General features: G+C 70.8%; 2 protein-coding genes. Both read left to right on the forward strand.

Translation table 11 applies throughout. The annotated features are described in order from the left end of the window. Positions 1-63 precede the first annotated feature (63 nt). On the forward strand, positions 64-10,302 hold the full coding sequence (locus CCN37_RS22715) for a type I polyketide synthase (protein WP_086824396.1): 10,239 nt from the start codon (positions 64-66) through the stop codon (positions 10,300-10,302). A 29-nt stretch (positions 10,303-10,331) separates the two neighbouring features. Then, positions 10,332-15,704: an SDR family NAD(P)-dependent oxidoreductase gene (locus CCN37_RS22720; RefSeq protein ID WP_371504782.1), complete on the forward strand. Its 5,373-nt coding sequence runs from the start codon at positions 10,332-10,334 to the stop codon at positions 15,702-15,704.

Consider the following 15,704-nt stretch of genomic DNA (forward strand, 5'->3'; position numbering starts at 1 on the left):
CTTCCTGGGATCGCTCCTTGCCGTGCACGGGTCGGTATCCGTAACGGCGAGGGGCGGTTCTTGGTGTCGAATGAGGAGAAGCTCCGGTACTTCCTGAAGCGGGTCACCGCTGATCTCCAGGAGACCCGCGACCGCCTCCGCGAGTGCACCGAGCGGGCCGGGGAACCCATCGCGATCATCGGCATGAGCTGCCGCTACCCCGGCGGGGTTCGCTCGCCCGAGGACCTGTGGCGGCTGCTGGCCTCCGGCGGCGACGCGGTGTCGGCCTTCCCCGAGGACCGCGGCTGGGACCTCGACGCCCTCTACGACCCCGATCCGGAACGCCGCGGCACCAGCTACTCCCGCTCCGGGGCTTTCCTGGAGGACCTGGCCGGTTTCGATGCCGGGCTGTTCGGGATCTCCCCGCGCGAGGCGTTGGCGATGGACCCGCAGCAGCGGTTGCTGTTGGAGTCCTCGTGGGAGGTCTTCGAGCGCGCGGGTATCGACCCGATGTCGTTGAAGGGCAGCCAGACCGGGGTTTTCGCCGGGGTCATGAACCACGAGTTCCTCGGCATGCTCCAGAACGCCGAGGAGGATCTTGAAGGCTACCTGGGCACCGGCACCTCCGGCAGCGTCGCATCCGGTCGCATCGCTTACGCCTTCGGGCTCGAAGGCCCTGCGGTCACCGTGGACACCGCGTGCTCGTCTTCCTTGGTAGCACTGCACTTGGCGGCTCAGGCCCTGCGCAACGGCGAGTGCTCGCTGGCGATCGCGGGCGGCGTCACCGCGATGGTCGGCTCCGCCACGTTCGTCGGCTTCAGCCGTCAGCGCGGCCTGGCTCCCGATGGTCGCTGCAAGGCCTTCGCTGAGGGTGCTGACGGCACCGGTTGGGGCGAGGGTGTCGGCCTGCTACTGGTGGAGCGCTTGTCCGATGCTCTGCGTAACGGGCACGAAGTCCTTGCTGTGGTGCGTGGTTCGGCCGTGAACCAGGACGGCGCGTCGAACGGTTTGACGGCGCCGAATGGTCCTTCGCAGCAGCGGGTGATTCGCCAGGCGTTGACCGCCGCTGGTCTCGAACCGTCCGATGTGGACGCTGTGGAGGCGCACGGCACGGGCACGCGCCTCGGTGATCCGATTGAGGCGCAAGCGCTTCTGGCCACGTACGGCCAGGGACGGTCGGAGCCGTTGTGGTTGGGGTCGATCAAGTCGAACATCGGCCACACGCAGGCCGCCGCCGGTGTCGCCGGTGTGATCAAGATGGTCATGGCGCTGCGCAACGGAGTGCTGCCGCAGACCTTGCACGTGGACGCACCGACTTCTCATGTGGACTGGAACGCGGGCGCGGTGTCGCTGCTGACGTCGAACCAGGAGTGGGCGCCGGGGGAGTCACTGCGGCGCGCGGGCATTTCCTCTTTTGGTATCTCCGGCACCAACGCGCACGTGATCGTGGAGGAAGCGCCCGCTGCTGAGGGCAAGCTGTCGGCTCCTGTGGAGGCGGTCGTGCCGTGGGTGCTCTCCGGCAAGACCGAGGCGGCGGTTCGCGAGCAGGCTTCCCGACTTCTGTCCTCTGTGGACGATGCGCAGGCCGTCGATGTCGCCTTCTCGCTGGCCACCACGCGGGCCGCGTTGGAGCACCGCGCCGCTGTCGTGGGCGACGACCGCGAGATTCTGCGCGCGGGCCTGGCTGCTCTGGCCGTTGGCGAGTCCGCTGCCGATGTCGTGCGCGGGCGAGCCGACCTTGGCGGCGAGGTCGCTTTTGTGTTCTCCGGCCAAGGCTCGCAGCGCGTGGGCATGGGGCAGGAGCTGTTTGAGACGTATCCGGCGTTCGCGGCTGCCTGGACGGAGGTCGTCGAGTACTTGACGGTGGACGTCAAGTCGCCTGATCTGGATCAGACGGGCAATGCTCAGCCTGCTTTGTTCGCCCTGGAGGTGGCGCTGTTCCGTCTGTTGGAGTCGTGGGGCGTTCGGCCTGATGTGGTCGCCGGGCACTCCATTGGCGAGATTGCGGCCGCACATGTGGCCGGAGTGTTGTCGCTGGAGGACGCGGCGACGCTCGTTGGTGCTCGCGCGCGGTTGATGCAAGCGCTCCCGGCTGGTGGGGCAATGGTGGCCTTGCAGGCTTCCGAGGAGGAAGTGCTGCCGCTGCTGACGAATGGTGTGGGGATTGCGGCGATCAACGGACCGTCGTCGGTCGTGTTGTCGGGTTCCGAAGAGGCTGTTCTGGGAGTTGTCGCGCAGTTCGAGGGACGCAAGTCCTCGCGGTTGAAGGTGTCGCACGCGTTCCACTCGCCGCTGATGGAGCCGATGCTGGCGGACTTCGCGCGCGCCATCGAGGGGATCACCTTCCACGCGCCGGAGATCCCGATCGTCTCGACGCTCACCGGAGCGGAGATCGACAGCTACTCCGCCGACTACTGGGTGCGGCACGTGCGCGAAGCGGTGCGGTTCGCGGATGGAGTGCGGACGTTGCACGAACGCGGTGTCACGCGGTTCGTGGAGGTCGGGCCGGGCGGCGTGCTGAGCGCGATGGTGCAGGGCGTCCTGGATGACACCGTGACCGTCCCGGTACTGCGTGCCGACCGGCCGGAACCGCAGGCGGTCGTCACCGCGCTCGCCCAGCTCCACGCTCACGGCGTCGACGTCGACTGGGCGGCGTTCCTGCCCGGAGGCAGCAAGGTCGACCTGCCCACCTACGCCTTCCAGCACGAGCGCTACTGGATCAACCCGGCGCCCGCGGGCAAGGGCGATGTGCGCGCGGCGGGCATGGGGATCGCCGAGCACCCGTTGCTGGGCGCCGCGGTGTCGATCGCCGGGGGCGACGAGTGGCTGCTGACCGGGCGGATCTCACTGCGCACCCACCCGTGGCTCGCGGACCATTCGGTACTGGGTTCCGTGCTGGTACCGGGTACCGCTTATGTGGAACTGGCTGTGCGCGCGGGGGACGAGGTCGGCTGCGACCTCCTGGACGAGCTGACGCTGGAGACACCGCTCGTGCTGCCGGAGCGCGAAGGCGTCGCCGTGCAGGTGTGGGTCGGCGCGGCGGACGGCTCCGGGCGACGCGAGGTCACGGTGCACTCTCGGCCCGAGGGCGAGGCCGAGCTGCCGTGGGTCCGGCACGCGGTCGGTTTCCTCGGCACGGCGGAGCCCGCCACCGAGGGACTGACCGTGTGGCCGCCGCAGGGCGAGGCCGTCGACCTGGACGACTTCTACGACGAGCTCGCCGGGCTCGGCCTCGGGTACGGGCCGGTGTTCCAGGGGCTGCGCTCGGTGTGGCGCGCACCCGGCGAGGTGTACGCCGAGGTGGAACTGTCCACGGCGGACAACTCCGAGTTCCTGCTGCACCCGGCGCTGTTCGACTCCGTGCTGCACGCGATCGGCGCGGGCGGGCTGATCACCGCTGACGGGCCGCTGCTGCCGTTCACCTGGTCCGGGGTGAGCCTGCGCGCGGCCGGGGCCTCGACGCTGCGCGTGCGCCTGACCCCTGCCGGGACCGACGCGGTGTCGATCACGGTCGCTGACGGTCGCGGCGAGCTGGTCGCCTCGGTGGACTCACTCGCGTTGCGCGCGGTCTCACGGGAGCAGCTGCGGGCGCGCCGTGAGCTGTACGTGCTCGACTGGGTTTCTGTTGGGACTCCGTCCGCCGTGGAATCGCGATCCGTCGAGGCGTTCCGCGACACCGAGTCCCTGACGGTCACCGAGGCGGACATCGTGGTGCTGGCCTGTCCGGACGGCACAGCCGCCGATGCGGCCGAGTGCGTGCGCGAGGTCGCCACGGACGTGCTCCAAGCCGTGCGGTGGTGGCTGGACCAGGACTCCGCCGCGACGTTCGTACTGGCCACGCGCCCCGAAGACCTAGCGCACGCCACGGCGGCTGGCCTGGTGCGGTCGGCGCAGGCGGAGCACCCGGGACGCTTCGTGCTGGTCGAGGCCGAGGACTTCGCCGAAGCCGTCGAGCTGGCTCCGGCCGTTGTCGCCACCGGTGAGCCCCGCGTCGCAGTGCGCGAAGGCCAGCTCCTCGCGCCGCGCCTCACGGCGAAGGCCGAGAGCGAGGAGTTCGTGCGGGAACTCGGTACCGTGCTCGTGACCGGTGCGTCGGGGGCGCTGGGCGCGCTCGTCGCGCGGCACCTGGTCGCCGAGCGCGGTGTCCGCGAGTTGCTGCTGGTCAGCCGGAGAGGCGCGGACGCGCCTGGCGCGATCGAGCTGGACGCGGAGCTGACGGCGTGGGGCGCGAACGTCACGTGGGCGGCCTGCGACGTGGCCGACCGCGAGGCACTGGCCGAAGTCCTCACCGCGACGCCGGTCGACTCGATCGTGCACACCGCCGGCCTGCTGGACGACTGCCTGCTCGAAGCGCTGACGCCGGAGCGGCTGGAGTCCGTGCTGAGGCCCAAGGTCGACGGCGTGCTCAACCTGCACGAGCTCGCGGGGGACCTCACCGCGTTCGTGATCTTCTCCTCCGTCGCCGGGATCTTCGGCAACCCCGGACAGGCGAACTACAGCGCCGCCAACGCTTTCGAGGACGCCTTCGCGCAGTACCGCGCATCGCTCGGCCTGCCTGCCACTTCGCTCGCGTGGGGGCTGTGGGAGTCCGCCGAGTCCCTGGGCGACGCGGACCGGGCACGCATGGCGCGAGGTGGCGTGCTTCCACTGTCCACTGAGGACGGTATGCGGCTCTTCGACACCGCCTTGGGGCTCGACGACGCGGTGCTGGTTCCCGTCCGGCTCAACACCTCCGCGCTCAGCGGTGACGTTCCGGCAGTGCTGCGCGGGCTCGTGCGCGGTTCGACGCGCCGTGTGGCCCAGGCGGCGGGCTCGCTCGTCGAGCGCCTGGCCGCGCTCGCTCCGACGGATCGCGAGCAGGCCGTGCTGGACCTTCTGCGCGCCGAGGTAGCCTCGGTGCTCGGGCATGCCTCGCCACAGGGAATCGAAGCGCACCAAGCCTTCCAGGACCTCGGGTTCGACTCGCTGACCGCCGTCGAGCTGCGCAACCGGCTCACTGCCGCGACCGGTCTGCGGCTCCCGGCGACGCTGGTCTTCGATCACCCGACGCCCGCCGTGCTGGCCCGTCACATCAGTGCTGAGCTTGTCGGCGCGACCCCGACCACGACGCGAGTCACGACCGCGCGGGCCACAGACGAACCGATCGCGATCGTGGGCATGGCGTGCCGGTACCCGGGCGGTGTGCGGTCGCCGGAGGACTTGTGGCAGCTGGTGTTCTCCGGCACCGACGCGATCTCGCGGTTCCCGAGCAATCGCGGTTGGGACGTGGAGAACCTGTACGACCCCGACCCGGAGCGTTCGGGCAAGTCCTACGTCCGCGACGGTGGTTTTCTGCACGAGGCGGCTGACTTCGACGCCGGGTTCTTCGGGATCTCCCCGCGCGAGGCCCTGGCGATGGACCCGCAGCAGCGACTGTTGCTGGAGACCTCGTGGGAAGCCTTCGAACGCGCGGGCATCAACCCGAACTCGTTGCGCGGCAGCCAAACCGGCGTGTTCACCGGCCTCATGTACCACGACTACGCACAGGGGCTCCAAGAGCTGCCCCAGGGCATCGAGGGCCTGCTCACCACCGGTAGCTCCGGCAGCGTCGCCTCCGGTCGGATCGCCTACTCCTTCGGTCTCGAAGGCCCGGCGGTCACAGTGGACACCGCGTGCTCGTCATCGTTGGTGACGCTGCACCTCGCGGTTCAGGCGCTGCGCAACGGCGAGTGCGACATGGCGCTCGCGGGCGGTGTCACCGTGATGGCCAGCCCGGCGGTGTTCGTCGAGTTCAGCCGTCAGCGCGGGCTCTCAACGGACGGGCGCTGCAAGGCGTTCGCGGAGGCGGCCGACGGCACGGGCTGGTCCGAGGGCGTGGGCATGATCCTGGTCGAACGCCTGTCCGACGCGAAGCGCAACGGCCACAACATCCTCGCCGTGGTACAGGGTTCGGCGGTAAACCAGGACGGCGCGTCGAACGGCTTGACCGCGCCGAACGGCCCTTCGCAGCAGCGCGTGATCCGCCAGGCACTGGCCAATGCCGGGCTCGCGCCGTCCGATGTGGACGCCGTGGAAGCGCACGGCACGGGCACCAAGCTCGGCGATCCCATTGAGGCGCAGGCGGTTCTGGCGACCTACGGGCAGGACCGCGACCGTCCACTGTGGCTCGGCTCGCTGAAGTCCAACATCGGGCACTCGCAGGCCGCCGCCGGTGTCGGTGGCGTGATCAAGATGGTCATGGCGATGCGCAACGGGGTGCTGCCCAAGACGCTGCACGTGGATGAGCCGTCCTCGCACGTGGACTGGACGGCAGGGGCGGTCGAACTGCTCACCGAGGGCCAGGAGTGGCCGGAGCGCCGGGGCACGCGGCGCGCGGGCATCTCCTCGTTCGGGGTCTCGGGCACCAACGCGCACGTGATCATCGAGCAGGCGCCGGAGAACCGGGCGGAGGTCGAGACCACGCCGGGCGAGGACGTCGTCTGGGTGGTGTCGGGAAAGTCCGATGCCGCAGTGAAGGCGCAGGCAAAGCTTCTGTCCACTGTGGACGCCTCATCGGCGGACATCGCGGTGTCGCTCGCTACGAGCCGAGTCGCGTTCGAGCACCGCGCCGCGATCGTTGGGGCGGATTCCGAGGAACTGCGCCGTGCGCTCGCGGCCTTCGCGGAGGGGAACGCGACGGCGGAGGTGGTGAGCGGGACGGCCGCCACCAGCCGGAAGATCGTCTTCGTGTTCCCGGGTCAGGGTTCGCAGTGGGTCGGCATGGCTGTCGCGCTGCTGGACTCCGAGCCGGTGTTCCGCGAGCGCGTGGAGGAGTGCGAGCGGGCACTGGAGCCGTTCGTGGACTGGTCGCTGACCGAGGTCCTGCGTGGTGACGCCGGGGACCTGCTGGAGCGCATCGACGTGATCCAGCCTGTGCTGTGGGCCGTGATGGTGTCGCTGGCGGAGCTGTGGCGGTCCTTCGGCGTCGAGCCTGCTGCGGTGATCGGCCACTCGCAGGGCGAGATCGCCGCCGCGGCGGTCTCCGGGGCGCTGTCCCTTTCGGACGCCGCGCGCGTGGTTGCGTTGCGCAGCAAGGCAGTTACGGCGATCACGGGAATCGGCGGCATCGTCTCCGTCCCCCTCTCCGCGAGCGCGGCGGAGGAGCTGATCGCGCCGTGGTCGGCCAAGATCTGCGTCGCTGTCGTCAACGGCCCCTCCAGCGTGGGTGTCGCCGGGGACAACGACGCGTTGGTCGAACTGCTCGCGCACTGCGCCGAGAACGGTATCCAGGCCCGGAAGGTGGCGGTGGACTACGCGCCGCACTCCCCGCACATCGACCGCATCGAGGAGGCCGGGCGGCACAGCTTCACCGAGGTCAACCCGCTCCAGGGCACGGCGCGCTTCTACTCCGCGGTCACCGGCCAGCAGGTCGAGACCACCGAGCTGGGGCCGGAGTACTGGTACGCCAACCTCCGCGAGCCCGTGCTGTTCCACAACGCCATCGAGTCCGCGATCGCTGACGGGCACGACCTGTTCATCGAGGTCAGCCCGCACCCGGTGCTCATGGGCAGCGTTCAGGACACCATCGAGGACCGTGGCGCTCCCGCCGTCGCGGCGTCCACCCTGCGCCGCGGCGAAGGCAGCCGCCGCCAGTTCCTCCGCGCGGTGGCGCAGGCCTTCGCGCACGGCGCGGCGGTGGACTGGAACTCGGTCCTGCCCGCCGGGAACGTGATCGGCCTGCCGACCTACGCCTTCCAGCACGAGCGCTACTGGCTGGAGTCCCAGGCCCGGGCCGGGGACGTGCGCGCTGCGGGACTCGGTACCGCCGGGCACCCGATGCTCGGCGCGGCGGTGGACCTGCCGGACTCGGGCGGGCGCCTGCTGACGGGGCGGCTGTCGCTGCGCACGCACCCGTGGCTGGCTGAGCACGCGGTCTTCGGCGCGGTTCTGGTACCCGGTACCGGATTCGTCGAGCTGGCCACGACCGCCGCTGACCAGGTCGGATGCGGCCTGGTGGAGGAGCTGACCCTCGAAGCGCCGCTGATCATGCCCGAGGACGCCGGTGTGGCCGTGCAGGTGTGGGTCGGCCCGGAGGACGAGGCCGGTCGGCGCGCGCTGTCGGTGCACTCCCGTGTCGACGGCGACGAGGGACCGTGGACCCGGCACGCCACCGGCGCGGTGTCGAACGGGACCGTGCAGGGGGATGCCGACCTCACCGACTGGCCGCCGCTGAACGCCGAGCGGATCGATCTCGACGGCTTCTACGACCGCCTCGCCGACATCGGCCTGAGCTACGGGCCGCTGTTCCAGGGCCTGCGCGCGGCGTGGCGGGGCAGCGACGGCGTCTACGCCGAGCTGGCGCTGAGCGAGGAATCGGACGCTGAGTCCTACGGCGTGCACCCGGCGCTGCTGGACTCGGCTCTGCACGCGCTGGGCGTGGGCGGTCTGGTGCAGGACACCGATGGGCCGCTGCTGCCCTTCGTGTGGGCTCGCGTCGCTACGCACGCCACCGGAGCTTCCACGCTGCGCGTGAAGCTGTCTTCGGTCGGTGGCGACGCGGTGTCCCTCGCCATCGCTGATGAAACGGGCGCTCCGGTCGCTTCGGTGGAGTCGTTGACGCTGCGAGCCGTTTCGCAGGCGCAGCTCCGGCAGCGCTCGGAGGATTCGCTTTACGAGGTCGCGTGGACACCGATCGCTCAGCCGTCCGCCGTGAACGATGAGTCCGATGTCATCGTGGTTCCCGTCGCGGGGAGCGATGACGCCGCGCACGTTCACGAGGTCGTCACGTCGGTGTTGGCCGAGGTCCAGGAGTGGCTGGCCGCTGATCACCCGCGCAAGCTCGTGGTGGTCACGAGTACCACGAGGGACCTGGCACACGCGGCGGTGTGGGGGCTGCTCCGTTCGGCGCAGTCGGAGAACCCGGACCGGATCGTCCTGCTGGATCTCGATTCCGACGCGGACGTCGACCCACTCGTGCCCACGGTGCTGGCCTTGGCGGAACCGCAGGTGTCGGTGCGCGACGGGTCCCTACTGGTACCGAGACTCGCGCGGGTCGCTGTCGCGGAGGACGCGGCCGAGCTGAGCTTCGGCGACGGAACGGTTCTGCTGACGGGCGCGTCTGGTGCCCTTGGTGCGCTGCTCGCGCGCCACCTGGTCACCGAGCACGGTGTGCGTTCCCTGCTGCTGATGAGCCGTCGCGGCGCCGACGCCCCGGGAGCTGTGGAACTGAGTACCGAGCTGGTGGAACTCGGTGCCGAGGTGACGTGGGCGGCCTGTGACGTCGCTGACCGGGGCGCCCTCGCCGATGCGCTGGCGAGGACCCCGGTCAGCGCGGTCGTGCACACCGCGGGCGTGCTCGACGACGGCGTGCTCGGATCGCTGACCCCGGAGCGGGTGCGCGCGGTACTGCGTCCCAAGGTGGACGCGGTGCTGAACTTGCACGACCTGGCCGGAGACGTGCCCCTCGTGCTGTTCTCCTCGCTCGCGGGCACCTTCGGCACGCCGGGCCAGGCCGCCTACGCCGCCGCCAACCACTTCCTCGACGCCTTCGCGGGCCACCGCCGCGCACTGGGTCTGCCAACGACCTCGCTGCCGTGGGGCCTGTGGGAGCAGACCAGCGCGATGACCGGCGACATGGACAACGCCGACCGGAAGCGCCTGGCGCGCGGGGGAGTCCTCCCACTGTCCACTGAGGACGGAATCCGGCTGTTCGACGCCGCCCTCGGCCTCGACCGCCCGGTGGTCGTGCCGGTGCGCCTGGACCTCGCGGCGATGCGGCTCCAGGACGGGCCGGTCCCGCCGCTGCTGCGCGGACTGGTCGAGACCAGGACCCGCAGGGCCGCGCGTGGGAGCACGGAGTCCCTGGCGCGGCGCATCTCCGGGCTCGCTGAGGAGGAGCGCGAGAAGGCCGTGCTCGACGTCATCCGCGCCGAGGTCGCGGCGGTGCTCGGCCACGACTCGGCCCGCGCCGTCCAGCCCGACCAGGCCTTCGACGACATGGGCTTCGACTCGCTGACCGCCGTGGAGCTGCGCAACCGGCTGGCCACCGCCACCGGGCTGCGGCTGCCCGCCACGCTGGTCTTCGACCACCCGACGCCGACCGCGCTGGCCCGCCAAGTGCTCAAGGACCTGCCCGGCGGCTCCGGCGAGGACCTGTTCGCCGAGATCGACCGGCTCGGCGCGGCACTGGCCGCCGCCGAGGCCGACGAGGTCACCCGCATCAAGATCACCATGCGCCTGCAGTCGCTGCTGACCCGCTGGAACGGCACCGAGTCCGAGCCGGAACCGGGTACCGACCGGGACTTCGCCGGGGCCAGCGACGACGAACTCTACGACCTGCTCGACGACGAGCTCGGCATTTCCTGACCGCGCGGCCGAAGGAGCGGACCCAGATGTTGAACGAGGACAAGCTTCGGGACTACCTCAAGCGGACCGCCACCGACCTGCGGCAGGCTCGGCGGCGGGTGCAGGAGCTGGAGGACCGGGACACCGAGCCCATCGCGATCGTGTCGATGAGCTGCCGCTTCCCCGGTGGGGTGCGCTCGCCGGAGGACCTGTGGCGGCTGCTGGCCGACGGCGGGGACGCGATCTCGGAGTTCCCGGCCGACCGCGGCTGGGACCTGGTCGGGCTCTACGACCCCGACCCCGAGCGCTCGGGCAAGGTCTACACGCGCCACGGCGGCTTCCTGCACGACGTTCCCGAGTTCGACGCCGCGTTCTTCGGGATCTCCCCGCGCGAGGCGCTGGCGATGGACCCGCAGCAGCGGCTGCTGCTGGAGTCCTCGTGGGAGCTGTTCGAGCGCGCGGGCATCGACCCGACGTCGCTGAAAGGCAGCCGCACCGGGGTCTTCGCCGGCCTGATGTACCACGACTACGCCTCGCGGCTGGAGACCACGCCCGAGTCCGTCGAGGGCCTGCTGAGCACCGGAAACTCCGGCAGCGTCGCCTCGGGCCGAATCGCCTACACGTTCGGGCTCGAAGGCCCGGCGGTCACGGTGGACACCGCGTGCTCGTCCTCGTTGGTGGCGCTGCACATGGCGGTCCAGGCCCTGCGCAACGGCGAGTGCGCGATGGCGCTCGCGGGCGGTGTCAGCGTCATGTCCAGCCCAGCGTCCTTCGTGGAGTTCAGCCGTCAGCGCGGGCTCGCGGAAGACGGTCGCTGCAAGGCTTTCTCCGACGCGGCAGACGGCGCGTCGTGGTCCGAGGGCGTGGGCCTGCTGCTCGTCGAGCGCCTGTCCGACGCGCGTCGCAACGGTCACCCGGTGCTCGCGGTGGTACGGGGTTCGGCGGTGAACCAGGACGGCGCGTCCAACGGTTTGACCGCGCCGAACGGTCCTTCGCAGCAGCGCGTGATCCTTCAGGCGCTGTCCAGCGCACGACTGTCCACTGAGGACGTCGACGTGGTGGAGGCGCACGGGACCGGCACCAATCTGGGCGATCCGATCGAGGCGCAGGCGCTGCTCGCGACCTACGGCCAGGACCGCGCCGAGCCGCTGCTCCTCGGCTCGGTCAAGTCCAACATCGGCCACACCCAGGCGGCGGCCGGTGTCGCTGGCGTGATCAAGGTGGTCATGGCGCTGCGCAACGGGATTCTGCCCAGGACGCTGCACGTGGACAGGCCGACGAGCCGGGTCGACTGGAGCGCGGGCGCGGTGCGCCTGGCGACCGAGTCGACGGCGTGGCAGCCGGGCGAGCGCACGCGTCGCGCCGGTGTCTCCTCGTTCGGGGTCAGCGGCACCAACTCCCACGTGATCATCGAGGAAGCTCCGGAAGCGGAAACCGTTGAGCGGCAGGGGGCTCTGCTGTGCCCGGACGCGCCGGTGCTGCCGTGGGTGATCTCCGGCCGCGGTGAGGAGGCGCTGCGCGCGCAGGCCCGCAGGCTGCTCGACTTCTTGAAGGAGGGCGAGGCGCCGGACCCGGTCGACGCCGGCTTCTCGCTCGCCACGACGCGTTCCGCGCTGTCACACCGAGCCGCTGTGCTCGGCGCCTCGCACGCGGAGCTGCTGGACGGGCTCCGCGCGCTGAGCGAGGGCGAGGCCAGTCCGCGCATCGTGCACGGCACCGCCGGGACCCGCCCCGCCAAGGCCGTCTTCGTCTTCCCGGGCCAGGGTTCGCAGTGGGCCGGGATGGCAGTGGACCTGCTCGACACGTGCGAGGTCTTCCGCGACCGGCTCACGGAGTGCGACAAGGCGCTCGCCCCGCTCGTGGGCTGGTCGGTGATCTCCGTGCTGCGCGGCGACGCTGACGCGCCCGCGATGGAGGAGCGGGTGGACGTGGTCCAGCCCGTGCTGTGGGCGATCATGGTCTCGCTGGCCGCCCTGTGGCGCGCGAGCGGCGTCGAGCCCGCTGCCGTCATCGGTCACTCGCAGGGGGAGATCGCCGCCGCGTGCGTCTCCGGAGCTCTGTCCATTGCGGACGCCGCGACCGTGGTTGCTCTGCGCAGCAAGGCTTTGCTCGACCTGTCCGGTCGTGGTGGCATGGTGTCCGTCGCGGTGCCCCATGATCGTGCGGTGGAGCTGGTCAGCCGGTGGAACGGCAAGATCACCATTGCTGCGGTGAACGGCCCGGAGAGCACGGTCGTCTCCGGCGACGCGGACGCTCTGGACGAGCTGATGGGCTTCTGCGAGGGCGAATCGGTTCGCGCTCGGCGGGTCCCGGTGGACTACGCGTCGCACTCGGTGCACGTCGAGGACGTCCGCACGCAGGTCTTGGAAGCGCTGGCGGGGGTCAAGCCGGGCAAGGCCGAGGTGCCGATGCTCTCCACGGTCACCGGCGAGTGGCTTGCGGGCCAGGAGGTCGACGCGGCGTACTGGTACCAGAACCTGCGTGAGACCGTGCGCTTCCAGCAGGCGGTCCAGGAGCTGACCGAGCAGGAGTACGAGCTGTTCATCGAGGTCAGCCCGCATCCGGTGCTGGTCATGGGCGTCGGTGACAGCGTTGAGGCCGCTGGCGGGGAGCCCAAGGTCGTCGGCACGCTGCGCCGTGGTGAGGGTGGTTGGGAGCGCTTCGCGACCTCTCTCGCGCACGCCCACACCCACGGGCAGAAGGTCGACTGGTCCGTGGTGTTCGGCCCGGAGGCGGAGCGGATCGACCTGCCGTCCTACGCCTTCCAGCGGCAGCGCTACTGGCTCGAAGGCGGTTCCGCGCTCGACGTGACCGCCGCCGGGCTGGACACCGCCGATCACCCGCTGCTCGGCGCGACGGTGGAAACCGCTGGGGGAGAAGGTGTTCTGCTGACCGGCAGGCTCTCGCCGACCACTCAGCCGTGGATCGCCGAGCACTCCATCGGCGGCGTCGTGGTGCTGCCGGTGAGCGTTCTGGTGGAACTCGCGCTGAAGGCCGGGAACCACGTCGGCTGCGCGCACTTGGAGGAGTTGGCTCTGCACGCGCCGTTGGTCGCGCAGCAGGGCGCGATGCAGGTTCAGGTTCAGGTCGGCGCGGCGAGCGGTTCGGGCCACCGCGATGTGAGCATCCACGCGCGCAGCACGGAGGTCGACAGTCCACAGTGGACGTGCCACGCCACCGGAGTGCTTGCGCCGAAGACCCCGAAGCCGGAGTTCGACCTGGTGTCGTGGCCGCCCGCCGACAGTGAGCAGATCCCGGTGGAGGGTCACTACGACGGCCTTTCCGCGCTGGGCTACCACTACGGTCCGGCGTTCCAGGGACTGCGTGCGGCGTGGCGGCGCGGCGACGAGCTGTTCGCCGAGGTCGAGCTGCCCGGAGCTGAGCGCGCCCGTGCCGACTCCTACGGCCTGCACCCGGTGCTGCTCGACGCGGTCGTGCAGACGCTGACGCTGGCTGGCGGCTCCGGCGGTTCTGAAGGCATGGGCATGCCGTTCGCGTGGAACGGCGTGTCGATCCACTCGCCGGGAGCGAGTACCGTGCGGGTCCGAGTTCGTCCGGTCGGCGAGGGCGCGGCGGCCTTCGAGGTCGCTGACACGCACGGCTTCCCGGTCGCCTCTGTGGAATCTCTTGTGGTTCGGCCGGTTTCGCCGCAGCAGATCGTTGCTGCTCGGGCGGCCGGCCAGGACTGGATGTTCGACGTTCAGTGGGTTTCGCAGCCTGTGTCCACTGTGGACTCCGCTACGGACTTCGTGGTTCACCGTTGCGCGAAGGGCTCGGTTCGCGAGGTCGTCAACGACACGCTGGCGAAGGTCCAGGAGTGGATCGCTGACGAGCAGGACGGCCGGTTGGTCGTGGTGACCAACGGAGCCGCCGCGCTCGACGGGGAACTGCCGGACCCCGCGCAGGCTTGCGCCGCGGCGGTGGTGAAGTCCGCGCAGTCCGAGCACCCCGACCGGTTCCTGCTGGTCGACGGTGAGGGCTTCGAACCGCTGCTCGGAGCCATCGCCGCGCTGGAGGAGCCGCAGATCGCCGTGCGCGGCGGAAAGCTCTACGCGCCGCGCTTCGGTCGGGTTGCCGCTTCGGACAGTGCGAGGGCGTGGGACCCGGCAGGCACGGTCCTGCTCACCGGTGCTTCCGGTGGGCTGGGCATGGTCCTCGCTCGACACCTGGTGGTGGAGCGTGGAGTTCGGCACCTCGTGCTGACCAGCCGTCGCGGGCTCGACGCCGACGGGATGGTCGAGCTGCACGACGAGCTGACCGGGCTCGGCGCTCACGTGTCCGTTGTGGCTTGCGACATCGCCGAGCGCAGCGCGGTGGAGGACCTGCTCGCGTCGATCCCGGCCGAGCACCCGCTGACCGCCGTTGTGCACGCCGCCGCCGCGCTGGACGACGGCGTGATCACCGCTTTGGACCCGGCGCGGATGGAGACGGTGCTCCGCCCCAAGGTGGACGGGACGCAGTACCTGCACGAACTGACGCGCGAGTTGGACCTCGCGGCGTTCGTGCTCTTCTCGTCGCTGTCCAGTGTTCTGGGCAGTGCGGGTGCGGCGAACTACGCCGCTGGCAACGCTTTCCTGGACGCGCTGGCGCTGCGTCGGCGCGCCGAGGGGCTGCCCGCGACCTCGCTCGTGTGGGGCCTGTGGATGAGCAACGGCGGCATGGGCGACCGGATCACCGACGCCGACCGCGGCCGGATGGCGCGCGCCGGTGTCGTGCCGTTCTCCTCCGAGGAGGGCTTGGCGCTCTTCGACAGCGCGGTCGCCGCCGACCTCCCGGTGATCGTTCCCGCGCGGCTGGACATCCCCGGCCTGCGGGCGATGGCGAGGGCCGCAGCGATGCCCGCGCAGTTCCGCGGTGTGGTCGGCGAGGTCAGCCCGGCGAAGGCTGCCGAGGAGTCCTCGGCGCTGATGCGGCGCCTGGCCGGACTGGACGAGGCCGACGTCGAGCGGGTGCTGCTGGACGTGGTCCGCGAGCAGGCCGCCGCGACCCTCGGGCTCGGCGACGCCGGGACGATCGAGGCGACCAGCGCGTTCCGCGAGCTGGGCTTCGACTCGCTGACCGGGGTGGAGCTGCGCAACCGGATCAACGCGGCCACCGGGCTGCGGCTGAAGGCCACGCTGGTCTTCGACCACCCCAGCCCGATCGCGATCGCCCGGCTGCTGCGCGGGAACCTCGCGATCGAGGCGGTCACCGAGATCCCGCCCGTGCTGCACGAGCTGGACGGCCTGGAAGCCACCCTCGCCATGATCGATCCCGGCGACAAGGTCCGCGACACGGTCACCGCGCGGCTGAAGGCACTGCTGTGGAAGTGGACCGACACCGGCGCTTCCCAGGCCGCTTCCCCCGACGCGGCCGACGACATCGGCGTGATCAGCGACGACGAGATGTTCGAGCTCATCGACAACGAGCTCGGCTCGCGCTGA

The sequence above is a fragment of the Allokutzneria sp. NRRL B-24872 genome (assembly GCF_002155965.1).
Classification (GTDB): domain Bacteria; phylum Actinomycetota; class Actinomycetes; order Mycobacteriales; family Pseudonocardiaceae; genus Allokutzneria.